Source organism: Streptomyces sp. NPDC005805, assembly GCF_040630445.1.
In the GTDB taxonomy this organism is placed as follows: Bacteria; Actinomycetota; Actinomycetes; order Streptomycetales; family Streptomycetaceae; genus Streptomyces.
Genome location: NZ_JBEXXN010000008.1, coordinates 40319 through 65984 on the forward strand (window position 1 = coordinate 40319; position 25666 = coordinate 65984).

20 protein-coding genes are annotated in these 25666 nt (G+C 73.0%); 13 read left to right on the forward strand and 7 right to left on the reverse strand.

What is annotated here, in order from left to right; genetic code table 11:
* Positions 1-4: 4 nt before the first annotated feature.
* Entirely contained in the window at positions 5-1066 is a 1062-nt protein-coding gene (locus ABZ457_RS07060; RefSeq protein WP_359154769.1) for a phosphatidylinositol-specific phospholipase C domain-containing protein, read from the reverse strand.
* A gap of 206 nt (positions 1067-1272) precedes the next feature.
* Between ABZ457_RS07060 and ABZ457_RS07065 the strand changes: the two genes are divergently transcribed.
* Together ABZ457_RS07065 and ABZ457_RS07070 are read left to right on the forward strand one after the other, a co-directional pair.
* Positions 1273-2814 (forward strand): ATP-dependent DNA ligase, encoded by a 1542-nt coding sequence (locus ABZ457_RS07065; RefSeq protein WP_359154771.1) that lies wholly within the window; start codon positions 1273-1275, stop codon positions 2812-2814.
* A 192-nt stretch (positions 2815-3006) separates the two neighbouring features.
* Positions 3007-3309 (forward strand): 4a-hydroxytetrahydrobiopterin dehydratase, encoded by a 303-nt coding sequence (locus ABZ457_RS07070; RefSeq protein ID WP_359154773.1) that lies wholly within the window; start codon positions 3007-3009, stop codon positions 3307-3309.
* Positions 3310-3327: 18 nt separating this feature from the next.
* Here the strand turns inward: ABZ457_RS07070 and ABZ457_RS07075 are convergent, their stop codons facing one another.
* The 4 genes from ABZ457_RS07075 to ABZ457_RS07090 all read right to left on the reverse strand — a co-directional run bounded on the left by ABZ457_RS07075 (position 3328) and on the right by ABZ457_RS07090 (position 7989).
* Entirely contained in the window at positions 3328-3783 is a 456-nt protein-coding gene (locus ABZ457_RS07075) for an RICIN domain-containing protein (protein WP_359154775.1), read from the reverse strand.
* 202 nt (positions 3784-3985) lie between these two features.
* A complete protein-coding gene (locus ABZ457_RS07080; protein WP_359154777.1) occupies positions 3986-4819 on the reverse strand; it encodes an aldo/keto reductase in 834 nt (277 codons plus the stop codon).
* A gap of 166 nt (positions 4820-4985) precedes the next feature.
* A complete protein-coding gene (locus ABZ457_RS07085) occupies positions 4986-6785 on the reverse strand; it encodes a long-chain fatty acid--CoA ligase (RefSeq protein ID WP_359154779.1) in 1800 nt (599 codons plus the stop codon).
* 310 nt (positions 6786-7095) lie between these two features.
* Positions 7096-7989: a LysR substrate-binding domain-containing protein gene (locus ABZ457_RS07090; protein WP_359154781.1), complete on the reverse strand. Its 894-nt coding sequence runs from the start codon at positions 7987-7989 to the stop codon at positions 7096-7098.
* A gap of 71 nt (positions 7990-8060) precedes the next feature.
* Between ABZ457_RS07090 and ABZ457_RS07095 the strand changes: the two genes are divergently transcribed.
* Positions 8061-9236, forward strand: a complete 1176-nt coding sequence (locus ABZ457_RS07095) for a bile acid:sodium symporter family protein (protein ID WP_359154783.1) — start codon at positions 8061-8063, stop codon at positions 9234-9236.
* Positions 9237-9703: 467 nt separating this feature from the next.
* On the forward strand, positions 9704-10108 hold the full coding sequence (locus ABZ457_RS07100; protein WP_359154785.1) for a (2Fe-2S) ferredoxin domain-containing protein: 405 nt from the start codon (positions 9704-9706) through the stop codon (positions 10106-10108).
* 24 nt (positions 10109-10132) lie between these two features.
* On the opposite strand, the gene fdhD is transcribed toward ABZ457_RS07100, so the two are convergent.
* Positions 10133-10972 (reverse strand): formate dehydrogenase accessory sulfurtransferase FdhD, encoded by an 840-nt coding sequence (gene fdhD / locus ABZ457_RS07105; protein ID WP_359154927.1) that lies wholly within the window; start codon positions 10970-10972, stop codon positions 10133-10135.
* 239 nt (positions 10973-11211) lie between these two features.
* On the opposite strand from fdhD, the gene ABZ457_RS07110 reads away from it, so the two are divergent.
* Positions 11212-12159: a beta-ketoacyl-ACP synthase III gene (locus tag ABZ457_RS07110; protein WP_359154787.1), complete on the forward strand. Its 948-nt coding sequence runs from the start codon at positions 11212-11214 to the stop codon at positions 12157-12159.
* Between the two features lie 98 nt (positions 12160-12257).
* Positions 12258-12728 (forward strand): NUDIX domain-containing protein, encoded by a 471-nt coding sequence (locus ABZ457_RS07115; RefSeq protein WP_359154789.1) that lies wholly within the window; start codon positions 12258-12260, stop codon positions 12726-12728.
* 25 nt (positions 12729-12753) lie between these two features.
* On the opposite strand, the gene ABZ457_RS07120 is transcribed toward ABZ457_RS07115, so the two are convergent.
* A complete protein-coding gene (locus ABZ457_RS07120) occupies positions 12754-13641 on the reverse strand; it encodes an AraC family transcriptional regulator (protein WP_359154791.1) in 888 nt (295 codons plus the stop codon).
* 370 nt (positions 13642-14011) lie between these two features.
* Between ABZ457_RS07120 and ABZ457_RS07125 the strand changes: the two genes are divergently transcribed.
* The 7 genes from ABZ457_RS07125 (at position 14012) to ABZ457_RS07155 (ending at position 25597) form a co-directional block, all read left to right on the forward strand.
* Positions 14012-15193, forward strand: coding sequence for an ROK family transcriptional regulator (locus tag ABZ457_RS07125; protein ID WP_359154793.1), 1182 nt, complete (start codon positions 14012-14014; stop codon positions 15191-15193).
* 310 nt (positions 15194-15503) lie between these two features.
* Positions 15504-17030, forward strand: coding sequence for a sugar ABC transporter ATP-binding protein (locus ABZ457_RS07130; protein WP_359154795.1), 1527 nt, complete (start codon positions 15504-15506; stop codon positions 17028-17030).
* Positions 17027-18061, forward strand: a complete 1035-nt coding sequence (locus ABZ457_RS07135; protein ID WP_359154797.1) for an ABC transporter permease — start codon at positions 17027-17029, stop codon at positions 18059-18061. Before ABZ457_RS07130 ends, ABZ457_RS07135 begins: the two co-directional genes overlap by 4 nt.
* Positions 18062-18145: 84 nt before the next feature.
* Entirely contained in the window at positions 18146-19195 is a 1050-nt protein-coding gene (locus ABZ457_RS07140) for a substrate-binding domain-containing protein (RefSeq protein ID WP_359154799.1), read from the forward strand.
* Positions 19196-19297: 102 nt separating this feature from the next.
* Positions 19298-20542: a Gfo/Idh/MocA family oxidoreductase gene (locus tag ABZ457_RS07145; protein ID WP_359154801.1), complete on the forward strand. Its 1245-nt coding sequence runs from the start codon at positions 19298-19300 to the stop codon at positions 20540-20542.
* A gap of 12 nt (positions 20543-20554) precedes the next feature.
* On the forward strand, positions 20555-21562 hold the full coding sequence (locus ABZ457_RS07150; RefSeq protein ID WP_359154803.1) for a sugar phosphate isomerase/epimerase family protein: 1008 nt from the start codon (positions 20555-20557) through the stop codon (positions 21560-21562).
* A 339-nt stretch (positions 21563-21901) separates the two neighbouring features.
* A complete protein-coding gene (locus ABZ457_RS07155; protein WP_359154805.1) occupies positions 21902-25597 on the forward strand; it encodes a ThuA domain-containing protein in 3696 nt (1231 codons plus the stop codon).
* Positions 25598-25666 lie beyond the last annotated feature (69 nt).

The window sequence follows — 25666 nt, forward strand, 5'->3', positions numbered from 1 at the left end:
GGGTCTACGGCTGGGCGGTGCCGCGCGGGACGACCTGGGAGAGCACCGACGGCAGCCGCGACCAGTCGGAGGACACCACGCTCGCGTGCCGGTCCGCCAGCAGCGCCACCCGGTCGCGGGCCTGCGCCTCGGTCGGGTTCCGGGCGTCGATCGCCGGGGCGACGGAGTGCGCGCTCGTCATGACGACGAGGTAGTTGTTGCGCGCGTACCAGGAGGTGTCCACGGTGCCGCCCGTGTAGACGACCGCGTCCCCGTCGAAGACCACGAACCAGGGGCGGATCGAGGCGTCCGCGTACCGGGTGCGCGGATCACCGGCCGCCGCCTTCAGCACCGCCGGGAACGCGCCCGCCTCGCCGATCCGGCCCGCCGCCTTCAGATCGCGCAGATGCTGCGCGTACTCCCGGTCGGTCCACAGCGTGTCGAAGGGGTTGTCCTGCTCCAGCGTGCCCGGGATCAGCTCGACCACGAACTTGCCCGCCATCGCCGGGCGGGCCGGCCAGCCGTCCGCCCGCACCGCCGCGTCCAGGTCTCCGTGACCGCCCAGCAGATCGGCCGGCCGGAACAGGGCGTCGCCGAGCCGCGACCGCAGCAGCGCGTCCAGCTCGTCCGGGCCCCGGCGGGAGGTGTCCAGGAAGCCGTCCTTCAGCTCGATCTTCACCAGGACCGGACGGTGGCCCGGGTTCGCGTCGTGCCAGACGCGCATGTCCGCGAGGCAGCCCGCCAGATCGCGGTTGCGGGACTTGGTGCGCAGCTCCCCGGGGTTCGCCGCCCCGACGCAGTTGTTGGCGTTGCCCAGCGGGTTGCTGTGCGAGACGCGCCACGAGCTGCCGAAGGCGTTCGTCCAGACGTCCAGCTCCAGCATCCCGGCGCCTGAGTCCAGGGCGTCCGCGAAGTAGGGGAAGGTGCCCTGCTCATAGGCGTTGTGCACCCCGACCGAGGTGGTCGCCGAGTACGGCGCCGCCCCCGGATCCGGTGCGGCGGGCGCGGCCCCGGCCGGTGCGAGGGCCGCGCCGAGCAGTCCGGCGGAGGCGGCGAGCACGGCCGTGGCGCGGGCGAGTTTCCCCATGGATGCGTCCCCTGAAGTGGTCGACGTGGTCAAGTCGCCTGCACATTAGGGGAGTTGCGTGAACGTTGGGGAGGGCGCGACCGGCCGTCCGGTGTCCGGGAGGGGCCGCCATGCCTTCACCGGAGTTCCGGTCCACCGCTCCGGCCCCGCGCCGCGGCGCCGCGTGCCGCGCTGCGCGCCCGGGACGGCCGGGGCACCATGGCCGCATGCTGCTCGCCCGCGTCGCCGCCGTGTCCCGCGAGGTCGCCGCCACCTCCGCCCGCTCCCGCAAGACCGAACTCCTCGCGGACCTCTTCCGCGAGGCCAGGCCCGAGGACGTGGCCACCGTCATCGCCTACCTCTCGGGCCGGGTGCCCCAGGGCCGGATCGGCGTCGGACGGCAGCTGCTCCGCCAGGACGTGCCGCCCGCCACCGAACCCGGGCTCACCGTCACCGAGACCGATGCCGCGCTCACCGGCCTCGCCGGTCTCACCGGACCGGGCTCGGCGACCGCGCGCAAGGAGGCGGTCCGGGCCCTGCTGGCCGCCGCGACCGAGGAGGAGCAGGGCTTCCTCGCCCGGCTGCTCACCGGCGAGGTGCGCCAGGGCGCCCTGGACGCCGTCGCCCTCGAAGCCGCCGCCCGGGCCTCCGGCGCGGTGGCCGCCGACGTACGGCGGGCCGTGATGCTGGACGGCTCCCTGCCGCGCGTCGCCCGCGCCCTGCTCGCGGACGGGCCCGAGGCCCTGGCCCTGTTCCGGCTCCGGGTCGGCAACCCCGTGCAGCCGATGCTGGCCCACACCGCCCGGTCCGTGACCGAGGCCGTCGAGACGCTGGGGGAGCCCTGCGCGGTGGAGCAGAAGCTCGACGGCATCCGGGTCCAGGTCCACCGCGACGGCGACGCGGTCCGCGTCTACACCCGCTCCCTCGACGACATCACCGACCGGCTGCCCGAAGTGGCCGACGGCGCGCGGGAACTGGCGGGGGACCGGTTCATCCTGGACGGCGAGGTCATCGCCCTCTCCCCCGAGGGGCGTCCGGTCCCCTTCCAGGACATCGCCTCCCGGGTCGGCTCCCGCGTCGACGTGGCCGCCGCCCGCGCCGCCCTGCCGGTGGCGCCCGTGTACTTCGACGTCCTCGCCGCCGACGGCGAGGAACTCCTCGACCTGCCCGGCCGCGAACGCCATGAACGGCTGGCCCGGCTGGTGCCGGAGACGATGCGGGTCGGCCGTACGACCGTCACCGACCCGGGAGCGGCGGCAGAGGTCGCCGAGGCGGAGGAGTTCTTCACGCGGACCCTGGGCACCGGCTACGAGGGCGTCGTCGTCAAGGCGCTGGACGCCCCCTACAGCGCGGGGCGGCGCGGCCGGTCCTGGCTCAAGGTGAAGCCCGTGCACACCCTGGACCTGGTGGTGATCGCGGTCGAGCGGGGCAGCGGGCGGCGCACCGGGCTGCTGTCCAACCTCCACCTCGCGGCGCGCGGCGAGGACGGCGGCTTCGTGATGCTCGGCAAGACGTTCAAGGGGCTCACCGACGAGATGCTGCGGTGGCAGACGGACCACCTGGGCGGGCTGTCGGTCGGGGACGACGGCTGGACCGTCACCGTCCGGCCCGAACTGGTCGTCGAGATCGCCTACGACGGCCTCCAGCGCTCCTCCCGCTACCCGGCGGGCGTCGCCCTGCGCTTCGCCCGGGTGGTCCGCCACCGCCCGGACAAGAGCACGGCCGAGGCCGACACGATCGGGCAGGTGCTGGCCGCGTCGGAACGGTGAACCGGGGGCGGGGCCGGCCGGAGGCGGCGGTCCGGGTCCGCGCGGAGGTATGTCCCCGGCGAGTCGGTCAGCGGTTCCACTCGGTGGAACGCACCCGGGGTGTCCCGGGTGGCAGCACCCGGTTTTCGGGGCATCGGACCTATGGTGTCCCCGTCCGTCGCCCGCTGCCGCCCGCTCGGAAGGATCACGGCCATGCCCAACGAACCGCTGTCGCAGAAGGAGATCGAGGACCGGCTGAGGGAGCTGCCCGGCTGGTCCGTGGCGGACGGGCGGCTGACCCGCGCGTACCGTCTCGGGTCGCACTTCGCGGCGACCGCCCTGGTCGTGCACATCGCGCAGATCCAGGAGGAGCTGAACCACCACTCCGACCTGACCCTGGGCTACGACTCGGTCGGCTTCGCCGTCCACTCGCACGACGCCGATGCCCTCACCGAACGGGACTTCGCCCTCGCCCAGCGGGTGGCGGACATCGCACCGGGGCACGGCGCGAGCTGAGACGCGGGGCCTGCCTCACTACCGGACGGGCTCCAGCCGCCACCACTGATGGGGACCGTCGGTGTCCTCCCACTGGCGGACCCCCGCGCCCTCCTCGGCCGAGGCGTCGGCGACCTCCAGCAGCAGCCCGCTGACGAAGCTCACCAGGGCGAAGGTGCCGGGGGAGTCGAGATGCTCCTCGAAGGTCCACTCCTGCGCGCCGAAGTTGTTGGCCTTCCACTGCTGCACACGGGCGCCGTTCTCGGTGGACGCGCCGGCGACGTCGAGGCGTTTGCCGCTCACCTCGCTGACCACGTGGTGCAGTCCGCCGCCGTTCGGCACGGGGCTGATGTGCCAGCGCTGGCGGGGCTCCCCGGTCTCCTTCGCCTGCCGGACGGGGGCGCCGCTGCCCCGCGCGCCGCCGGCCACCTCCAGCACCAGCCCGCTGCCCACGTTGCGCACCAGGTAGACACCCGGCTCCAGCACCCCGCTCACGGCCTCCGCCCCTCTCCGTGTCCCGTTTCCGTATCCCGTGCCGCCCGCGCGCCGCGACCTGCGACGACGGGCCCATCCTCGCACCGGCCACTGACAGTGCCGGGGGACGCGCGGACGACGGCGCCGGGCACGCGCGGACGCGAACGGCCCCGCCCGCCGGGGGACTTCCCGGCGGGCGGGGCCGATGCGGGGTAGGGCGCTGTCAGACGACCTCGAACCGCGCAGGGTCCGGGCCGAGGCGCTTGCCCTCGTCCAGGGCCGCGAAGGCGGCGAGGTCGTCCGCGTCCAGCTCGAAGCCGAAGACGTCGATGTTCTCCGCGATCCGGGACGGCGTCACGGACTTGGGGATGACCACATTGCCCGTCTGGAGGTGCCAGCGCAGCACCACCTGCGCCGGGGTGCGGCCGTGCTTGCGGGCCACCGCGACCACCGTGGGCACGTCCAGCAGGCCCTTGCCCTGGCCGAGCGGCGACCACGCCTCGGTGGCGATGCCGTGCGCGACGTGCGTCTCGCGGGACTCGGCCTGCTGGAGCTGCGGGTGCAGCTCGATCTGGTTGACCGCGGGCACCACCGGGGTCTCGCCGATCAGGCGCTCCAGGTGCTCCGGAAGGAAGTTGGAGACGCCGATCGCCCGGGCGCGCCCGTCGGCGAGGATCTTCTCGAACGCCCGGTAGGTGTCCACATAGGCGTCCTTGGCGGGCATCGGCCAGTGGATCAGATACAGGTCGACATGGTCGAGACCGAGCTTGTCGAGGGAGGCGTCGAAGGCGCGCAGCGTCGCGTCGTACCCCTGGTCGCTGTTCCACAGCTTGGTGGTGACGAACAGCTCCTCGCGGGGGACGCCGGAGGCGGCGATGGCCCGGCCGGTGCCCTTCTCGTTCTCGTAGACGGCCGCGGTGTCGATGCTGCGGTACCCGGCCTCCAGGGCCGTGGCCACCGCCTTCGTCGCCTCGTCGTCCGGGACCTGCCAGACGCCGAAGCCGAGCTGCGGCATGGCGACACCGTTGTTGAGGGTGATGGAGGGGACCTTGCTCACGAGGGGTCGATCCTTACGTCGTCGTCGATGGTCGCATCGGACCGTTCGGGCTGCTCCAAGGCACAACGATCACACAGCCGCACACATTCCCGCACGTCAGCACATCATGCCGACCACCATGCCGAACACGATGCGGGCCCATGCCGAACACGATGCGGACCGGCGCTCAGCGGTAGAGCGCGTCCACCTCGACCGCGTACGCCTTCTCGATCGCCCGGCGCTTCAGCTTCAGCGACGGCGTCAGCAGGCCGTGCTCCTCGCTGAACGGGTGGGCGAGGATGCGGAAGGTCCGGATCGACTCGGCCTGCGAGACCAGGGTGTTGGCCGCGACGACCGCCCGCCGGATCTCCATCTCCAGGTCCGGGTCGCGCACCAGGTCCGCAGGCGAGAGCGGGGCCCGCCCCTGGAGCGTCAGCCAGTGGTCCACCGCCTCCTGGTCGACGGTGACCAGGGCCGCGATGTACGGGCGGTCGTTGCCGACGACGATGCACTGCGCCACCAGCGGGTGCGCCCGTACCCGCTCCTCCAGGCCGACCGGCGAGACGCTCTTGCCGCCGGAGGTCACCAGGATCTCCTTCTTGCGGCCGGTGATCGTCAGATAGCCGTCCTCGTCCAGGGAGCCGAGGTCTCCGGTGGCCAGCCACTCGTCGTGCAGCACGGCCTGGGTGGACTTCGGGTCGTTGAGGTAGTGGGAGAAGATGTGCGCGCCGTGCAGCCACACCTCGCCGTCCTCCGCGATGTGCACCGTGGTGCCGGGGATCGGCAGGCCGACCGTGCCGTAGCGGGTGCGCTCCGGCGGGTTGGCGGTGGCCGCGGCGGTGGACTCGGTCAGCCCGTAGCCCTCGAAGATGGTGACGCCCGCGCCCGCGAAGAACAGGCCGAGCCGCCGGGCCATCGCCGAGCCGCCCGACATGGCGTGCCGCACCCGGCCGCCCATCGCCTCCCGCACCTTCGCGTACACCAGCTTCTCGAACAGCTGGTGCTGGACGCGCAGACCCGCCGAGGGCCCCGGGCCGATGCCGAAGGCCCGGTGCTCCAGCGCCTCGGCGTACCGCACCGCCACCTCGACGGCCTTGTCGAAGGGGCCCGCCCGCCCCTCCGATTCGGCCTTGCGGCGGGCCGCGTGGAAGACCTTCTCGAAGATGTACGGGACCGCGAGGATGAACGTCGGCCGGAACGCGGCGAGATCGGGCAGCAGGGCGGCGGCCTGGAGCACCGGCTGATGCCCCAGCTTGACCCGGCCCCGGATCGCGGCGACCTCGACCATCCGGCCGAAGACATGGGAGAGCGGCAGGAAGAGCAGGGTCGACGCCTCGTCGCCCGGCCGGGAGTGGAACACCGGCTCCCAGCGGCCGATCATGGTGTCGGCCTCGAACATGAAGTTGGAGTGGGTGATCACACAGCCCTTGGGGCGGCCCGTGGTGCCCGAGGTGTAGATGACCGTGGCGACGGAGTCGGGGGTGACCGCGCGGCGGTGCCGGTGGACCACCTCGTCCTCGATCTGGGCGCCCGCCCCGGTGAGTTCCGTGACCGCGTCCGCGTCGAGCTGCCAGAGGCGCTTCAGTCTCGGGAGGCGGTCGATCACCGAGCCGATCGTCATCGCATGGTCCTCGTGCTCCACCATGCAGGCGGTGACCTCGGCGTCATGGAGCATCCAGTAGACCTGCTCGGCCGAGGAGGTCGGGTAGATCGGGACCGGCTGGGCGCCGACCGTCCAGAGCGCGAAGTCGAACAGGGTCCACTCGTAGCGGGTCCGGCTCATCAGGGCGACCCGGTCGCCGAACCGGACGCCGTGCGCGAGGAGCCCCTTGGCCAGGGCGAGCACCTCGTCACGGAACTGCGCGGAGGTCACGTCCTGCCAGGCGCCGGACGCGTCCTTGCGGCCGAGCACCACCCGGTCCGGGTCGTCGAGGGCATGGTCGAAGACCGAATCCGCCAGACCGCCGACCTGAGGCGCCGTGGCCATGGGTGGGACAGTGAACTCGCGCAATGGCCTGCTCCTTGTGGCGCTCCGCACAGCGCCGGTGACGGTACCCCACGGCCCGCCTGTGCGGGAGGGGCCGTGCGAAGAGTGGACGAACGGCATCGGCACTGGTCAAAGGAGGTGACCGCGTGACGGGAAAGCACGGTTGAGGGGCAAACTGACCCCCGGGTAAGTACAGTCGGTCCGAATCTGCACCGAATCTGTACCGGGCGATCACCCTCGCTCTACGCGGACCGGGTGTTGGTCCGGACCTGGTGGCGGCCCGGTCCGTGCCCGTGCCGCGCCCGAGCGATCATTTCAGGTCACCCGCCGCCAGCAGCGCCCGGGCCAGGGCGTCGGCGGCCTCCTGCGCGGCCGGCCGGCGCCGCCCGTGCAGCAGCACGAAGTCCACCGTCCCCAGCTCCGGCAGCCCCGCCCGGTCCGGCAGTTCGGCGAGCCCCGGCGGGATCAGCCCGCGCGTGTGCGCCATCACGCCCAGCCCGGCGCGGGCGGCGGCGACCAGCCCGCTGAGGCTGCCGCTGGTGCAGGCGATCCGCCACGGGCGGCCCTCGCGCTCCAGGACGTCGAGCGCGCGGGCGCGGGTGACGGCGGGCGGCGGGAAGAGGATCAGGGGGACCGGCCGGTCGGCGGGCGGCAGGCGCACACCCTCCGCCGCGATCCAGACCATCCGGTCCCGCCACACCAGCTCCCCGTGGCTCGCGCCCGGCCCCCGCTTGGCGAGCACCAGGTCCAGCCGCCCCGCCTCCAGCCTCCGGTGCAGGGTCCCCGACAGCTCCACCGTCAGCTCCAGGTCCACTTCCGGGTGCTCACGGCGGAAGGACTCCAGGATCTCCGGCAGCCGGGTGAGGACGAAGTCCTCCGAGGCGCCGAAGCGCAGCCGGCCGCGCAGCCGCGTGCCGCCGAACCATGCCGAGGCGCGCTCGTGGGCCTGGAGGATGGTCCGGGCGAAACCGAGCATTGCCTCGCCGTCGTCGGTGAGTTCGACGCTGTGGGTGTCCCGGGTGAACAGGGGCCGGCCGGTCGCCTCCTCCAGCCGGCGGACGTGCTGGCTCACCGTCGACTGGCGCACCCCGAGCCGGCGCGCGGCCTGGGTGAAGCTCAGCGTCTGCGCCACGGCGAGGAAGGTCCGCAGCTGGGTGGGGTCGTACACGGTCACGAGCCTACGGCGGTCCGGGGCGCCGGTCATCGTGAAACGTGATGACAGTGAGAACGGTATGCGGGATTCCTGATCGGGTGACCGGGCCGGATCATGAGTCCATGAACCGCCGTCCCCGCGGCCGTCCGCGACTCCGTTCCCGCTTCTCCCGCTTCCGTGTCCCTGTCGATCCCTACGTCCTGGCCCTGCTGGCGACCGTGGGGCTGGCCGCCCTGCTGCCCGCGTCGGGCGGGGCGGCCGAGGCGGTGGGCGGAGTCGCGACCGGAGCCGTCGCGCTGCTGTTCTTCCTCTACGGCGCACGGCTCTCCACCCGCGAGACCCTGGACGGGCTGCGGCACTGGCGGCTCCATCTGACCGTGCTCGCCGCGACCTTCCTGGTCTTCCCGCTGCTGGGCCTCGCCGCCCGGGGACTCGGCTCGCCGCTCCTCACCCCGGAGCTGGCGAACGGGCTCCTCTTCCTGTGCCTGGTCCCGTCCACGATCCAGTCCTCGATCGCCTTCACCTCGATGGCCCGGGGCAACGTCCCCGCCGCGATCTGCGCCGGCTCCTTCTCCAGCCTCGCGGGCATCGTCCTCACGCCGCTGCTGGCTGCCCTGCTGCTGGGCGGCGCGGTGGGCGGACTCTCGGCGGACGGGCTGCTGCGGATCGTCCTCCAGCTCCTGGTGCCGTTCCTGGCAGGCCAGTTGCTGCGTCCGCTGGTGACGGGCTTCCTCACCCGGCACCGCCGGGTGCTCGGCCTCGTCGACCGGGCGTCGATCCTGCTGGTCGTGTACACGGCCTTCAGCGAGGGCGTCACGGCCGGGGTCTGGGGGCAGGTCACCCCGGCGCGGCTGGCCGGGCTGCTGGGCGTCGAGGCGCTGCTCCTCGCGGTGATGCCGGCCCTGACCTGGTACGGCGCAGGGCGGCTGGGCTTCGGGCGGGCGGACCGGATCGCGATCCAGTTCGCCGGCTCGAAGAAGAGCCTCGCGGCGGGGCTGCCGATGGCGGCGGTGCTGTTCGGGGCGGAGGCGAGTCTGGCGGTGCTGCCGCTGATGCTGTTCCACCAGATGCAGCTGATGGTCTGCGCGGTCATCGCCCGCCGCCGCGCGGCGGACCCGGCGGAGCCGGGGGAGAACGTGGATCGGGCCGGCCCTGCGGCCCGGTCCGGCTCGGGGGGCTCGGCTGCGCCGGGGGGCCCGGTCCATCCGGTGGAGTCGGTGGAGTCGGTGGAGTCGGTGGACGAGTCCTGGGCTGGGGCCCCGGCCGCCGCCGAGGGCGTGGGGGGCTCGCGGGCGTGAGCGGGGCGAAGGTGGCGGAGTCGGCCCGACCCGGGGGAGTCGACGAGGCCCGGCCGGTCGGGTGGGCGAGGCCGTGCCCGGGGGCCGGTCGGCCCGGGCGGCATGGCCGATCCGGTGGAGCCGGTGGGCGAGTCCTGGCCTGCGGCTCCGGCCGCCGAGGGCGTGGCGGACTCGCGGGCGTGAGCAGGGCGACCCGGGGGAGCCGACGAGGCCCGGCCGGTCGGGTGGGCGAGGCCGTGCCCGGGGGCCGGTCGGCCCGGCCCATCCGGTGGGCGCGGCGGACGCGAACGCTCCGGCCCCGCCGGTGGGCGGGCCCGCGTCGGGGGCCCAAGGCCGCTGCCCGAGGGTGTGGGGTGCCCGCGGGGGCGGGAGCCCGGCCGAGGCAACCCGGTCCCCGCCGCCCCCCGGGCGGCCCCCGTGACGAACGCCTCCTCCCGGGTGGGCCGTCCGGCTGAAAGGATCATCGGGTGACGACGCTCGCGATACGCCCCTTCGGCCCCCGCCCCTGCACCCTGGTCGTCTGCCGGGGCTGCTGCTGCGGTGACGCCCGCAAACACCCCGGCACCGACCACGCGGGTCAGCTCGCCCGGCTGCGGCGGGCGGCCGAGGGCTCGGACGGGCGGTTCGCCGTCCGCACCACCGACTGCCTCGGGCCCTGCGGCCAGGCCAATGTCATCGTCGTACAGCCGTCCGCCGAGGGGCGTCGGCGCGGCGCCCGCGCCGCGTGGATCGGCTGGGCCCTCGACGACGACGCCACGGACGACGTGATCGGCTGGGCCGAGGCCGGCGGCCCGGGACTCGCCGAACCGCCCGCCACGCTCACCCTCCAGATGATCGCGCCGCCCTCGGACGCCCGCCGCCGTATGCGCTGAGGCGCGCACACCAGAGGCCCGCCCTCAGACCACCGCGTCCAGCGCGATCCGCTCCGCCCCCGCGTACACGTTCATGTCCGACCCGCGCAGGAAGCCCACCAGGGTCAGCCCCGTCTCCGCCGCGAGGTCGACCGCCAGGGAGGACGGCGCCGAGACCGCCGCGAGCACCGGGATGCCCGCCATCACCGCCTTCTGGGCCAGCTCGAACGAGGCCCGGCCGGAGACCAGCAGGATCGACCGCGACAGCGGCAGCCGGTCGTCCTGGAGGGCCCGGCCGACCAGCTTGTCGACCGCGTTGTGCCGGCCCACGTCCTCCCGGACGTCCAGCAGCTCGCCCTCCGGGGAGAACAGCGCGGCGGCGTGCAGACCGCCCGTGCGGTCGAAGACCTCCTGGGCCGCGCGCAGCCGGTCGGGCAGCGCGGACAGCAGCGCGGGCGTCACCCGCAGCGGCGGCTCGTCGGCGATCGGGAAACGGGCCGTGGTGCGGACCGCGTCCAGGCTCGCCTTGCCGCACAGCCCGCAGGAGGACGTCGTGTAGACGTTCCGCTCCAGGGTGATGTCCGGGACGGGGACGTCCGGGGCGAGGGACACGTCCACCACGTTGTATGTGTTCGAGCCGTCCGCCTGCGCGCCCGCGCAGTACACGATCGACGTCAGGTCGGCGGCCGAGCCGAGCACGCCCTCGCTCACCAGGAACCCGGCGGCCAGCGCGAAGTCGTCGCCCGGGGTGCGCATGGTGATGGCCAGCGGCTTCCCGTTGAGGCGGATCTCCAGCGGTTCCTCCGCGACCAGGGTGTCCGGCCGGGTGTTCACGGCCCCGCCCCGGATCCGGACGGTGCGGCGGCGCTCGGTGACCCGGCCCATGGTGATCACATCCGATTCTGAACGGGGGCGGTGCAGGCGGTCCCGCCATTGTCCAGCACCAGCGGGGCCGGCGAGTGCGGGCCCCGGCGCGTCCGGGGCCGGTGCGGCACAGGGGGCGGAGGGGAAGCCTCCAAAAGGCGCGCCGCGAAGCTGTGGGATCACATGCCCCCGTACCCGGTGGTAGCAGCCAAGACTGTTTGGTTCCTGGCATGTCACCCGCAGTACCGAGGAGAACCACCATGACCGGCTCCCGCGTCGTCGCCGTCGGCCACTATCAGCCGTCCAAGGTGCTGACCAACGACGACCTGGCGGGCCTGGTCGACACCAGCGACGAGTGGATCCGCAGCCGGGTGGGCATCGTGACCCGCCACATCGGCGGTCCCGACGAGCCGGTGGACGAGCTGGCCGCGCACGCGGCGGCCAAGGCCCTCGCCTCCGCGGGCCTCACTCCGGCCGACATCGACCTGGTCCTCGTCGCCACCTCCACCGCCGAGCACCGCTCGCCCAATATGGCCGCCCGGGTGGCCGCCCGGCTCGGCATGGGCTCCCCGGCCGTGATGGACCTCAACGTCGTCTGCGCCGGGTTCACCCACGCCCTGGCCACCGCCGACCACACCCTGCGTGCCGGGGCCGCGCGCCGTGCGCTGGTCATCGGGGCGGACAAGATGGGCGACATCGCCGACTGGAGCGACCGCACCACCTGCGTCCTGGTCGGCGACGGCGCCGGGGCGGCCGTGGTGGAGGCCGTCGAGGAGGGCCAGGAGGCCGGGATCGGCCCCGTGCTGTGGGGCTCGGTGCCCGAGATGGGCAACGCGGTGCGCATCGAGGGCACCCCGCCGCGCTTCGCCCAGGAGGGCCAGTCCGTCTACCGCTGGGCCACCACGCAGCTCCCGCCGATCGCCCGGGAGGTGTGCGCGCGGGCCGGGCTCACCCCCGAGGACCTGGCGGCCGTCGTGCTCCACCAGGCCAACCTGCGGATCATCGAACCGGTGGCGCAGCGGATCGGCGCGGTGAACGCGGTCGTCGCCCGGGACGTCGTGGAGTCCGGCAACACCTCCGCCGCGTCCATCCCGATGGCCCTGTCCAAGCTGGTCGAGCGCGGCGAGATCTCCTCCGGCGATCCGGTGCTCCTCTTCGGCTTCGGCGGGAACCTCTCGTACGCGGGACAGGTCATCCGCTGCCCCTGACGCACCCCGCCGCGTCGCCCCTGCCCGCCCCCGCCCGCCCCGGCGCGCCCCGCCGCGCCGTCCTGACGGGGCCGGCGGGCGCGGCCACACTGGGCGGCATGACGACGAAGCGAAGCGCCGGGCTCCTGCTCCACCGCCGCCGGGACGACGGCACCCGGGAGGTGCTGATCGGGCACATGGGCGGCCCGCTCTGGGCCTCCCGGGACGAGGCCGCCTGGTCGATCCCCAAGGGCGAGTACACCGAGGACGAGGAGCCGGCGGCGGCCGCGCGGCGGGAGTTCGAGGAGGAACTCGGGCTCCAGCCGCCCGCCGGTCAGTGGTCCCCGCTGGGCGAGATCCGGCAGGCGAACGGCAAGCTCGTCGTGGTCTGGGCGCTGGAGGGCGACCTGGACACCTCCCTGGTGGTGCCCGGGACCTTCACCATGGAGTGGCCGCGCGGTTCGGGCGTCCGGCGCGAGTTCCCGGAGATCGACCGGGCCGAGTGGCTGACCCCGGAGGCGGCCCGGCCCCGGCTGGTCGCGGGGCAGCGGGAGTTCCTGGACCGGCTGGAACGGTTGCTGGGCGACTGACCCCCGGGGGCGGGCCCGCCCCGGTTCACTCCCGGCCGGGGTCCCGTTCCACCGGGATCCACAGCTCGGCCTCCGCCTCCGTGCCGTCCGCCGAGACACGGGCCGCGAGCATCTCCGGCCCCGGCCGGCTCCGGTACGGGTTGGACGGGAACCACTGCGTGAACACGTCCCGCCACAGGTATTGCACGGTCTCCGGGAACGGGCCCGAGCCCGAGAATACCGCCCACGTGCCCGCCGCCACCGGCAGCCGGTCCAGATCCGGGTCCGCCGGGGCCTGGGCCCCCGTCACCGCCCCGAGCCAGTAGTCGAGTTCGGTCCCCTCGACGCGGCTCTCGTCCAGGTTCACGCTGATGTTCACCGTCCCGCGCGGCTCCTGGTCGGACAGTGCCTCGATCCGCTGGACGGTCTCCTTCGGCAGACCCCGGACGAACGAGACGATCGCCGGGTTCATCCCTTCGTGCACCAGGGGCACCCGTGCCACCCTGCCCACCACCGAGAACGCGTCCTTCTCCACGACGCGGTACCGCATACTGCTGCTCCCTTCGACGACGAGACGGAAGGACAACCGGGACTGGGCGCTCAGCGGCGCGCCCTCGCGGCGCGCCTCGGCCGGGCCGACGCCGTGCATCGCGCGGAACGCCCGCGCGAACGCCTCGTGGGAGCCGTAGCCGTACCGCACGGCGATCTCCAGCAGGCCCCGCCGGCCCTCCAGCACCTCGGCGCCCGCCAGCGTGAGCCGGCGCCGCCGTACGTACGCGGAGAGGGGTATGCCCGCCAGCGCCGAGAACAGCCGCCGGAAGTGGTACTCCGAGGTCAGCGTGACCCGCGCCAGTTCGGCCACGTCGACGGTCCCGCCGGGGTCGGCGAGGTTCCGCTCGACGAGCTCCATGGCCTCGTTCAGCCGGTCCAGCACTCCGGTCTCCTTCCTGTGTGCCCTTCACGTTAGGGAGGGGCAGGCCTTCCGGACCCGACCGTCCCTGCCCGCTCCGGTCGCCTCCGGCGCCCGCCGGGGGCCGCCGGCGTGCCGGCCCCGGCCCCCCACCGCCCTTTGTCCCGAGTGTGGAAAAAGTGGGGTCGGAACTCTGCGCAAGTTCTTCCCCGCCGGGCAAAGCGCTGCTAGGTTCCCCCTCGAAAGCGACGGACAAGGCCGGGGTTCCCCACGCCGAAGGCCGCAAGCCGGCGGGCGAGGGCCTGTTCCACCGGACCGACCCCGGCCGACACGGCACCGGGACCAACGGGGCCGCGGAACAGACCGCAGGGGAGGGGAGGGGTACGTGAGACGGATGACAGCTCGACCCGCGAACGCGCACCAGGCGCGGCTGCTCCGGCTGCTGCGCGACGGCGGCCCCAACTCCCGGGCACAGCTCGGGGACCTGGTGGACCTGTCCCGTTCCAAGCTCGCGGTCGAGGTGGACCGGCTGCTGGAGACCGGACTCGTGGTCGCCGACGGGCTCGCCGCCTCGCGCGGCGGCCGCCGCTCCCACAACATCCGGCTCGCCCCCGCCCTGCGCTTCCTCGGCGTGGACATCGGCGCGACCTCCGTGGATGTCGCCGTGACCAACGCCGAACTGGAGGTCCTGGGGCACCTCAACCAGCCGATGGACGTGCGTGAGGGCCCGGTCGCGGTCTTCGAGCAGGTCCTCGCGATGGCCGCGAAGCTCAAGGCCTCCGGGCTGGCCGAGGGGTTCGACGGCGCGGGTATCGGAGTGCCGGGCCCGGTCCGGTTCCCCGAGGGCGTGCCGGTCGCGCCGCCGATCATGCCGGGCTGGGACGGCTTCCCGGTCCGCGAGGCGCTCAGCCAGGACCTGGGCTGCCCCGTGATGGTCGACAACGACGTGAACCTGATGGCGATGGGGGAGCAGCACGCGGGCGTCGCACGTTCGGTGGGCGACTTCCTCTGCGTCAAGATCGGCACGGGCATCGGCTGCGGCATCGTCGTCTCCGGGGAGGTCCACCGGGGGACGACGGGCAGCGCCGGGGACATCGGGCACATCCAGGTCGACCCGGACGGCCGGCACTGCGCCTGCGGCAACCGGGGCTGTCTGGAGGCCCACTTCAGCGGCGCCGCCCTCGCCCGCGACGCCGAGGACGCGGCGCGCGGGGGCCGGTCGGCCGAACTGGCGGCCCGGCTGGAGGCGGCCGGGGTGCTGACGGCGGCGGACGTGTCCGCGGCCGCGGCCGCCGGGGACGCCGCCTCGCTCGACCTGATCCGGGAGGGAGGCAACCGGGTCGGCCAGGTGATCGCCGGGCTGGTGAGCTTCTTCAACCCGGGACTCGTCGTGATCGGCGGCGGCGTCACCGGCCTCGGGCACACCCTGCTGGCGAGCGTCCGCACCCAGGTCTACCGGCGCTCGCTGCCGCTGGCCACGGGTAATCTTCCCATCGTCCTGGGGGAGTTGGGCCCGACGGCCGGAGTCATCGGCGCGTCCCGCCTGATCAGCGACCACCTCTTCTCGCCGGCCTGAGCCACCCCTGAGCCACCCCTGAACCGTTCTGAACCGTTCTGAACCGTTCCTGATCTCCTGATCCACCGGCCCGGGCCCGGGCCGGGAGAGCACCACCCGCACCACCGGTTCCACGAGCACGGCCCGTAACGCGCACCATCCCGCACGGCCCGTACCGCACGCCACGCCTGCCACGCACACCACGCCCGCACCGCACACCATGTGCGCCACGCGCACCACCGTCCCGCACGCCTCCGGCGCACCGCCGGAGGCGCCCCGGGCACACCCTCGTACACCCTCGTACACCCCGCACCCGCCGAGGGGATTCGTCATGGCACCAGAACCACCCCTGCTCACCATGTCCGGCATCACCAAGTCGTTCCCGGGCGTCCGCGCCCTGGACGGCGTGGACCTGGAGGTCCAGGCCGGTGAAGTCCACTGCCTCCTCGGCCAGAACGGCGCCGGCAAGTCCACCCTGATCAAGGTCCTCGCCGGAGCCCACCAGCCCGACGGCGGCGAGATCACCTGGCGCGGCGAGACGGTCTCCCTCGGCTCCCCGATCGCCGCCATGCGCCTCGGCATCGCGACCATCTACCAGGAACTCGACCTGGTGGAGGGCCTGTCCGTCGCCGAGAACGTCTTCCTCGGCCATGAACCCGTCTCCGCAGGCTTCGTCGTCCGCGGCCGGGCGGCCCGGGAGTCGGCCGCCGCGCTGCTGAAACGTCTCGGCCACAGCGAGATCGACCCGGCCCGGCTGGTCGGCGACCTCTCCGCCGCCCAGCAGCAGATCGTCTCCATGGCCCGCGCCCTCTCCCACGAGGTCCGCCTGATCGTCATGGACGAGCCCTCCGCCGCCCTCGACCCCGACGAGGTCGACAACCTCTTCCGGATCGTCGGCGACCTCACCGCCGACGGGGTCGCCGTCGTCTACATCTCCCACCGCCTGGAGGAGATCCGCCGGATCGGCGACCGGGTCACCGTCCTCAAGGACGGCCGCGCGGTCGCCGGGGGACTGCCCGCCGAGTCCACCCCGACCCGCGAGGTCGTCGCCCTGATGACCGGCCGCAACGTCGAGTACGTCTTCCCCGAGCGGCCCCCGGCCGGCGCGGCGCGTGAACGCGAGCCCGTGCTGAGGGTCGAAGGGCTCACCCGCGCGGGCGAGTTCGCCCCCGTCGACCTGGAGCTGCGCCCCGGTGAGATCGTGGGGCTCGCCGGACTCGTCGGCTCCGGGCGGAGCGAGATCCTGGAGACCGTGTACGGCGCCCGCAGGGCCGACGCCGGGCGCGTCCTCGTGGACGGGACGCCCCTGCGGCCCGGCAGTGTCCGCGCCGCCGTGCGCGCCGGCATCGGGCTCGCCCCCGAGGAGCGCAAGGCCCAGGGCCTGCTGATGCTGGAGTCCGTGACCCGCAACGTCACCGTCTCCACCCTGGCCCGCTTCGCCCGCGGCGGCTGGCTCGACCAGCGGCGCGAACGGGCCGCGGCCCACCAGGCGGTCCGCGAGCTGTCCCTGCGGCCCGACAACCCCGACGTCCCCATCCGCACCCTCTCCGGCGGCAACCAGCAGAAGGCGGTCCTCGCCCGCTGGCTGCTGCGCGGCTGCAAGGTGCTGCTCCTCGACGAGCCCACCCGAGGGGTGGACGTCGGCGCCCGCGCCGAGCTGTACGCCGTGATCCGCGGGCTGGCCGACGAAGGACTCGCCGTCCTCCTCGTCTCCAGCGAGGTGCCCGAAGTCCTCGGCCTGGCCGACCGGGTGCTGGTGCTACGCGAAGGCAGCGTGGTGCACACCGCGGACGACGCCCGGGAGCTCGACGAACACCGCGTACTCGACCTCGTGATGGAAGGAAGCCCGACGGCATGACGCAGCCCGCCACCCCGGCGCAGAAGGACGCGCCGGCCGCCCCCGCCCCGGCCGCGCCGGACAAGAGCAGCCCCCGACCCGCGCTCGGCTTCCGCCTGGACGTGCGCAACCTCTCCCTGCTGGGCGTCCTCGCCGTGCTGATCGCCGTCGGCGGCATCACCAAGCCCGACGAGTTCCTGGCGACCAGCAACCTCCAGCTCGTCCTCACCCAGGCGTCCGTCATCGGCGTGGTCACCGTCGGCATGACCTTCGTGATCACCAGCGGCGGGATCGACCTCTCCGTCGGCGCGATCGTCGCCCTCGCCTCCGTGTGGGCGACCACCGTGGCCACCCAGGAGTACGGCTTCGCGGGCATCCTCTTCACCGCGGTGATCGTCGGCGTCGGCTGCGGCCTGGTCAACGGCGTGCTCATCGCCTACGGCGGGATGGTGCCGTTCATCGCCACCCTCGCCATGCTCGCCTCGGCGCGCGGGCTCGCGCTCCAGATCACCGACGGCAACACCCAGATCGTCACCGTGGAGTCGGTCCTCGACCTCGGGGTCAGGGACGCCTACATCCTCGGCATCCCGCCGCTGGTCCTGGTCTTCGCCGCCGTCACCGCCGTCGGCTGGCTGGTGCTCAACCGCACCACCTTCGGCCGCCGTACCGTGGCCGTCGGCGGCAACGCCGAGGCCGCGCGCCTGGCCGGTATCGACGTCCGCCGCCAGCGCCTCTATCTGTACCTGCTCTCCGGACTCTGCTGCGGCATCGCCGCGTTCATGCTCATCGTCCTCGCCGGGTCCGGCCAGAACACCAACGGCAACCTCTACGAGCTGGACGCCATCGCCGCGGCCATCATCGGCGGCACCCTGCTCAGCGGCGGCCGGGGCACCATCGTCGGCTCCGTCCTCGGTGTCCTCGTCTTCACGACGATCACCAACATCTTCGCCCTGAACAACCTGGAGACCGCGGTCCAGCAGATCGCCAAGGGGGCGATCATCGTCGCCGCCGTCCTCGTCCAGCGCCGCACCCTGCGCGGCGGCGAGGGCTGACCCGCCGCGTCCTCCCGTTCCGGACCCCGCCCCCCAGCCCGTTCCGTCCGCACCGCCCGCACCTTGTCGAAGGGTTGATCCGCCATGCCACACATCCCCGCACCCAGCCGCAGAGGACTGCTCTTCGGGACCGCGGCCGTCTCCGCCGGCGCCCTGCTCACCGCCTGCACCAGCAACGAGCCCGCCAAGAGCGAGGAGAAGGCGGCCGACAACGCGCCCGTCGCCGACGACAAGCCCGGCAAGGCCGTCACCATCGGCTTCGCCGGCCCGCAGGCCGACCACGGCTGGCTCAACGCCATCAACCAGAACGCCAAGTCCCGCGCCGGGAAGTACGAGGACGTGACCCTGGAGATCACCGAGGGGTCCAACGACACCGCGGCCCAGATCGGCCAGGTCCAGACCCTGATCAACAAGAAGGTCGACGTCCTCGTCATCCTGCCCGCCGACGGCAAGGCGCTCACCCAGGTCGGCCTCCAGGCCATGCGCGCCGGCATCCCCGTGGTCAACCTGGACCGCATCTTCGCCTCCCCGCAGGCGTACCGCTGCTGGATCGGCGGCGACAACTACGGCATGGGCCTCAACGCGGGCAACTTCATCGGCGAGCGGCTCAAGGACAAGCCCAACGCCACCGTCATCGAACTCGCCGGGCTGGACAACCTCGAACTGACCAAGCAGCGCACCAAAGGCTTCGACGACGCGCTGAAGAACTACCCCAACATCCGCAAGGTCGCCCGCCAGGCCGCCGACTTCACCGTCGAGTCCGGCCAGGCCAAGATGGCGCAACTCCTCCAGGCCCAGTCGAAGTTCGACGCGCTGTGGAACCACGACGACGACCAGGGCGTCGGCGCGCTGCGCGCCATCGCACAGGCCGGCCGGGACGACTTCCTGATGGTCGGCGGCGCGGGCGCCAAGTCCGCGATGGACGCCATCAAGGCCGACAACAGCGTCCTCAAGGCGACCGTCCTCTACCCGCCGACCATGGCCGCCTCCGCCATCGACCTCGCCCGCGCGCTGGGCCAGGGCAAGGGGGTGGGCGGGCTCGCCGAGCTGGAGATCCCGGCCTCGCTGACCCTCTACTCGGCCGTCGTCACCAAGGACAACGTCGACGAGTACCTGCCCACCGGCTTCAACTGACGGGCGCCGCGCGGCCCGTCCGGACGCCGCCACGCCCCGGCGGCGCACCGGCGTCCGGACCGGGCCCGGCCCCCACCGTGCACACCGACGAGGAGGATCCGTATGGAACAGAGGGACAGTGGCGCGGCCCCGCCGACACTCGGCGTGGGCATGATCGGGTACGCGTTCATGGGCGCCGCGCACTCGCAGGGGTGGCGCACCGCCGGCCGCGTCTTCGACCTGCCCCTGCGGCCGGTCCTCGCCGCGATCGCCGGCCGGGACCGGGACGCGGTCCGCGCCGCGGCCGCCCGGCACGGCTGGGCGGCGGCCGAGACCGACTGGCGCGCCCTGGTCGCCCGGGACGACGTGCAGCTCGTGGACGTCTGCACCCCCGGCGACAGCCATGCGGAGATCGCGATCGCCGCCCTGGAGGCGGGCAAGCACGTCCTGTGCGAGAAGCCGCTCGCCAACTCGGTCGCCGAGGCCGAGGCGATGGCCGCCGCCGCCGAACGCGCCCGGGAGCGCGGTCAGTTGGCGATGGTCGGCTTCAACTACCGCCGCGTCCCCGCCGTCTCGTACGCCCGCCGGCTGATCGCCGACGGACGGATCGGCGCGCTGCGCCATGTGCGGGTGACCTACCTCCAGGACTGGCTGGTCGACCCCGACTTCCCGCTGACCTGGCGGCTGGAGCGGGAGCACGCCGGGTCCGGGGCGCTGGGCGACCTCGGCGCGCACATCGTGGACCTCGCGCAGTTCCTGGCCGGGGAGCCGCTGGTGGGGGTCTCCGCGCAACTGGAGACCTTCGTGCGGGAGCGGCCGCTGCTCGCGGGCGCGTCGGCGGGGCTGAGCGCGGCCGGCGGCACCGGCCGGGGGCCCGTCACCGTGGACGACGCCGCCGTCTTCACCGGCCGGCTCGCCTCCGGCGCCCTCGCCGTCTTCGAGGCCAGCCGGATGGCGCCCGGCCGCAAGAACGCCCTCCGGCTGGAGATCAACGGCGAACTCGGCTCCCTCGCCTTCGACCTGGAACGCCTCAACGAGCTGCTGTTCCACGACCACGCCGAGCCCGCGGCCACCGCCGGGTTCCGCCGCATCCTGGTCACCGAGGCCGACCACCCCTATCTGGAGGCGTGGTGGCCGCCCGGCCACGCCCTCGGCTACGAGCACACCTTCGCGCACCAGGCGCGCGACCTGGTGGTGGCCATCGCCGCCGGCACCCAGCCGGCGCCCTCGTTCGCGGACGGGCTCCAGGTGCAGCGGGTGCTCGCCGCGGTGGAGGAGAGCGCCGGGAAGAACGCCGTCTACACGCCCGTGCCGGTGCCCGAACCGACACCGGCACAAGGTCAGGCCCACGCACAGGCACAGGTCTGAGGAGGAGGTCCGATGCCACGTCCGTTCACGCTGTTCACCGGTCAGTGGGCCGATCTGCCGCTGGAGGAGGTGTGCCGCCTGGCCCGCGAGTTCGGCTACGACGGCCTGGAACTCGCCTGCTGGGGCGACCACTTCGAGGTCGACAAGGCCCTCGCCGACCCGTCCTACCTGGACGGCCGGCACGCCCTGCTGGAGAAGTACGGCCTGAGGTGCTGGGCGATCTCCAACCACCTCGTCGGCCAGGCCGTCTGCGACCATCCGATCGACGAACGCCACCAGGGCATCCTGCCCGCCCGGATCTGGGGCGACGGGGAGGCCGAAGGGGTCCGGCAGCGGGCCGCGGCCGAGCTGAAGGACACCGCCCGGGCGGCCGCCGCCTTCGGCGTCGACACCGTCGTCGGCTTCACCGGCTCCTCCATCTGGCACCTCGTCGCCATGTTCCCGCCCGTCCCCGAGCGGATGATCGAGCGCGGCTACGAGGACTTCGCGGAACGCTGGAACCCGATCCTGGACGTCTTCGACACCGAGGGCGTCCGCTTCGCCCACGAGGTCCATCCCAGCGAGATCGCCTACGACTACTGGACCACCCAGCGGGCCCTGGCGGCGGTGGACCACCGGCCGGCCTTCGGGCTCAACTTCGACCCCAGCCACTTCGTCTGGCAGGACCTCGACCCGGTCGGCTTCCTCTACGACTTCCGGGACCGGATCTACCACGTCGACTGCAAGGAGGCCCGCAAGCGCCTCGACGGCCGCAACGGGCGCCTCGGCTCCCACCTCCCCTGGGGCGACCCGCGGCGCGGCTGGGACTTCGTCTCCGCCGGACACGGCGACGTGCCCTGGGAGGACGTCTTCCGGATGCTGCGCTCCATCGGCTACGAGGGGCCCATCTCCGTGGAGTGGGAGGACGCCGGGATGGACCGGCTCACCGGCGCGCCACAAGCGCTTGCCTACCTGAAGAAGTACGACTTCGACCCGCCGAGCGCCTCCTTCGACGCCGCCTTCTCGGGCGGCGAACAGTAGAACGCGCAGGTCCAGGCCCGGCGGGGGAGTAGCCGCCGGGCCGGTCCGGCATGCCCCGGCACGGCTTTGTCCTGCTTCGGGAAAAAGTTCAACTTCCCTTCTGCGCAAGGGCTTTCCGAGCCGGACGAACCCGGATACCGTCCCTTCACGCGTACACGACACAGGTGGTGCGGGAGTGACGGCGCACTCCGGTTCCACGGCACCGAGCCCACGGCGGCCCGGCCGCGTCCGCCCCGGCGGCCACGGCCCGCACCGCGAGAGGCGAGCGCGGCACACGGGGACACCCCCAGCGCTCCACGGCAACCCGCCCGTTCGACCGGCCACTACCGGAGGACATTCGTGCACAGAAAACGGCCACGAGCCCGCAAGGCTCTCGCGCTCCTCACCGGAGGTCTCCTCGCGGCGACCTCCCTCGCCCTCACCGCGCCGACCGCGGCCCAGGCCGCGGACCCCGAAGCGGCGGCCGCCGCCGCGGAACCCGAGTTCCAGCAGGTCACCCTCGCCAAGGGCGCGGAGGAGACCGGCGAGCCGATGTCCCTCGCGGTCCTCCCCGACCGCAGCGTCCTGCACACCTCCCGCAACGGCGAGCTGCGCATGACGGACGCCGGCGGCGAGACCCGCGTCGTCGGCACCGTGCCGGTCTACTCCCATGACGAGGAGGGACTCCAGGGCGTCGCCCTCGACCCCGCCTTCGAGGAGAACCGCGCCATCTACCTCTACTACGCGCCCCCGATGGACACCCCCTCCGGCGACGCGCCCGACCAGGGCAGTGCCGAGGACTTCGCGAAGTTCGAGGGCGTCAACCGGCTCTCCCGCTTCGTCCTCAACGACGACGGCACCCTGGACAACGCCAGCGAGAAGAAGGTCCTGGACATCCCCGCCACCCGCGGCATCTGCTGCCACGTCGGCGGTGACATCGACTTCGACGCCGAGGGGAACCTCTACCTCTCCACCGGCGACGACTCCAACCCCTTCGCCTCCGACGGCTTCACGCCCATCGACGACCGCGAGGGCCGCAACCCCGCGTACGACGCCCGCCGCACCTCCGGCAACACCAACGACCTGCGCGGCAAGATCCTGCGCATCAAGGTCGCCGAGGACGGCTCCTACACCGTCCCGGAGGGGAACCTCTTCGCCCCGGGCACCGAGAAGACCCGGCCCGAGATCTACGCCATGGGCTTCCGCAACCCGTTCCGCTTCAGCGTCGACAAGAAGACCGGCATCGCCTACGTCGGCGACTACGGACCGGACGCCGGCACCGCCGACCCCAGGCGCGGCCCCGCCGGCCAGGTCGAGTTCGCCCGGGTCACCGGACCGGGCAACTACGGCTGGCCGTTCTGCACCGGCGACAACGACCCGTACGTCGACTACGACTTCGCCACCAAGACCTCCGGCGGGACCTTCGACTGCGCCAAGCCGGTCAACGACTCCCCGCACAACACCGGCCTGACCGAACTGCCCCCGTCGCAGCCCGCGTGGATCCCCTACGACGGCGGCTCCGTGCCCGAGTTCGGCAGCGGCTCCGAGTCCCCGATGGGCGGACCGGTCTACCGCCACGACCCCGAGTCCGACTCCCCGGTGGCCTTCCCCGCCGAATACGACGGCGACTTCTTCGCCGGTGAGTTCGGCCGCCGCTGGATCAAGCGCGTCGAGCAGGGCGAGGACGGCACCGTCCAGTCGATCAACCCGGTCCCCTGGACCGGCACCCAGATCATGGACATGGCCTTCGGGCCCGACGGAGCCCTCTACGTCCTGGACTACGGCACCGCCTGGTTCGGCGGCGACGAGAACTCCGGCCTCTACCGCATCGAGAACGCCACCGGCGGACGCTCCCCGGTCGCCGAGGCGAGCGCCGGCAAGACCTCCGGCAAGGCGCCCCTGAAGGTCGCCTTCTCCTCCGCCGGCACCACCGACGCGGACGGCGACGAGCTGACCTACCGCTGGGACTTCGGCGACGGCAACAGCTCCACCGCCGCCAACCCCACCCACACCTACCGCGCCAACGGCACCTACACCGCCACCGTCACCGCCGAGGACCCGACCGGCCGCACCGGCTCCGCCAGTGTCCGCGTCGTCGTCGGCAACACGGCCCCCAAGGTGACCCTGGAACTGCCCGCCGAGGGAACCCTGTTCGACTTCGGTGACGAGATCCCGTTCAAGGTGAGGGTCACCGACCCCGAGGACGGGCAGATCGACTGCGCCAAGGTCAAGGTCAGCTACATCCTCGGCCACGACAGCCACGGCCACCCGATCACCTCGGCCAACGGCTGCGAGGGCACCATCAAGACCTCCTCCGACGGCGGCCACGACCCCAACGCCAACATCTTCGGCGTCTTCGACGCCGAGTACACCGACGGCGGAGGCGGCGGCCAGGCCCCGCTCACCACGCACGACCAGGCCCAGCTCCAGCCTCGCCACCGCCAGGCCGAGCACTTCGACGCCTCCTCCGGCGTCCGGATCTACGACAAGGCCCCGGCCAACGGCGGCAAGACCGTCGGCGACATCGACAACGGCGACTGGATCTCCTTCTCGCCGTACAACCTGGCCGGCAGCAAGAAGCTCACCGCGCGCATCTCCTCCGGCGGCGCGGGCGGCTTCCTGGAGGTCCGCACCGGATCCGCGAACGGCACCCTCCTCGGCTCGGCGCCCGTGCCCGTGACCGGCGGCTGGGAGACCTTCCAGGACGTCGAGATCCCGCTGCGGAACGTCAACGGGAAGACCACCGAACTGTTCCTGGTCTTCAAGGGCGGTGCCGGGGCCCTCTTCGACCTCGACGACTTCACCTTCTCGGCCACCCCCGTGGACCGGTCCGCCAAGCGCGTCCTGGTCTTCTCCAAGACGGCCGGCTTCCGCCACGACTCCATCCCGAGCGGTATCGCCGCTCTGAAGGAACTCGGCGCCGGCAGCGGCATCACCGTCGACGCGACCGAGGCCGCGGGCCAGTTCACCACCGGCAACCTCGCCCGCTACGACGCCGTCGTCTTCCTCTCCACCACCGGTGACGTCCTCGACGCCGAGCAGCAGAAGGCGTTCGAGAACTACGTGGCCGGCGGCGGCGGATACATGGGCGTCCACGCGGCGGCCGACACCGAGTACGACTGGGAGTTCTACGGCGGCCTCGTCGGCGCCTACTTCGACTCCCACCCGCACATCCAGAAGGCCACCGTCCGCGTCGAGGACCACGACCACCCGGCGACCGCCCATGTGGACGGCCCCTGGGAGCGCACCGACGAGTGGTACAACTACCGCACCAACCCCCGTGAGCAGGCGCGCGTTCTCGCCACCCTGGACGAGACCACCTACGAGGGCGGCACCATGAAGGGCGACCACCCGATCGCCTGGTGCCAGACCTACGAGGGCGGCCGCTCCTTCTACACCGGCGGCGGGCACACCAAGGAGTCCTACGCCGAACCGGCCTTCCGCCAGCACCTGCTGGGCGGCCTGCGCTACGCCACCGGCCAGGTCAAGGCCGACTGCAAGCCGAAGAGCGGATACCGGCCGATCTTCAACGGGGAGACGCTGGACGGCTGGAAGCAGGCCGGACCGGGGAAGTTCAACGTCGTCGACGGCGAACTGCGAACCGAGGGCGGCATGGGCATGCTGTGGTACCAGGCCAAGGAACTCGGCTCGTACTCCCTCACCCTCGACTGGAAGTTGGAGGGCGACGACAACTCCGGGATCTTCGTCGGCTTCCCCGCCTCGGACGACCCCTGGTCGGCCGTGAACAACGGCTACGAGGTCCAGATCGACGCGACCGACGCGGCCGACCGCACCACCGGGGCCGTCTACGGCTTCAAGTCGGCCGATATCAAGGCCCGTGACCAGGTCCTGCGACCGCCGGGGCAGTGGAACAGCTACGAGATCCGCGTCGACGGCGAACGCCTGCGGGTCTTCCTCAACGGGGTGAAGATCAACGACTTCACCAACACCGACCCGGTCCGCAGCCTCAAGGACGGCTACATCGGCCTCCAGAACCACGGGGCCGACGACCAGGTGTCCTTCCGGGACATCCGGCTGAGGGAGCTGCCCTCGTAGGTCACCGGGGCCGCCCATGAGCCGGCGGCGGGCGGGGAGGCGCCGTACCCCCGCCCGCCGTCCTCCACC

Excerpts from the sequence above, each read along its gene's own strand:
- ABZ457_RS07060 (WP_359154769.1), bottom strand. The coding sequence starts at position 1,066 with ATGGGGAAACTCGCCCGCGCCACGGCCGTGCTCGCCGCCTCCGCCGGA.
- ABZ457_RS07065 (WP_359154771.1), top strand. The coding sequence starts at position 1,273 with ATGCTGCTCGCCCGCGTCGCCGCCGTGTCCCGCGAGGTCGCCGCCACC.
- ABZ457_RS07070 (WP_359154773.1), top strand. The coding sequence starts at position 3,007 with ATGCCCAACGAACCGCTGTCGCAGAAGGAGATCGAGGACCGGCTGAGG.
- ABZ457_RS07085 (WP_359154779.1), bottom strand. The coding sequence starts at position 6,785 with ATGGCCACGGCGCCTCAGGTCGGCGGTCTGGCGGATTCGGTCTTCGAC.
- ABZ457_RS07090 (WP_359154781.1), bottom strand. The coding sequence starts at position 7,989 with ATGACCGGCGCCCCGGACCGCCGTAGGCTCGTGACCGTGTACGACCCC.
- ABZ457_RS07095 (WP_359154783.1), top strand. The coding sequence starts at position 8,061 with ATGAACCGCCGTCCCCGCGGCCGTCCGCGACTCCGTTCCCGCTTCTCC.
- fdhD (WP_359154927.1), bottom strand. The coding sequence starts at position 10,972 with ATGGGCCGGGTCACCGAGCGCCGCCGCACCGTCCGGATCCGGGGCGGG.
- ABZ457_RS07110 (WP_359154787.1), top strand. The coding sequence starts at position 11,212 with ATGACCGGCTCCCGCGTCGTCGCCGTCGGCCACTATCAGCCGTCCAAG.
- ABZ457_RS07115 (WP_359154789.1), top strand. The coding sequence starts at position 12,258 with ATGACGACGAAGCGAAGCGCCGGGCTCCTGCTCCACCGCCGCCGGGAC.
- ABZ457_RS07125 (WP_359154793.1), top strand. The coding sequence starts at position 14,012 with ATGACAGCTCGACCCGCGAACGCGCACCAGGCGCGGCTGCTCCGGCTG.
- ABZ457_RS07130 (WP_359154795.1), top strand. The coding sequence starts at position 15,504 with ATGGCACCAGAACCACCCCTGCTCACCATGTCCGGCATCACCAAGTCG.
- ABZ457_RS07135 (WP_359154797.1), top strand. The coding sequence starts at position 17,027 with ATGACGCAGCCCGCCACCCCGGCGCAGAAGGACGCGCCGGCCGCCCCC.
- ABZ457_RS07140 (WP_359154799.1), top strand. The coding sequence starts at position 18,146 with ATGCCACACATCCCCGCACCCAGCCGCAGAGGACTGCTCTTCGGGACC.
- ABZ457_RS07145 (WP_359154801.1), top strand. The coding sequence starts at position 19,298 with ATGGAACAGAGGGACAGTGGCGCGGCCCCGCCGACACTCGGCGTGGGC.
- ABZ457_RS07150 (WP_359154803.1), top strand. The coding sequence starts at position 20,555 with ATGCCACGTCCGTTCACGCTGTTCACCGGTCAGTGGGCCGATCTGCCG.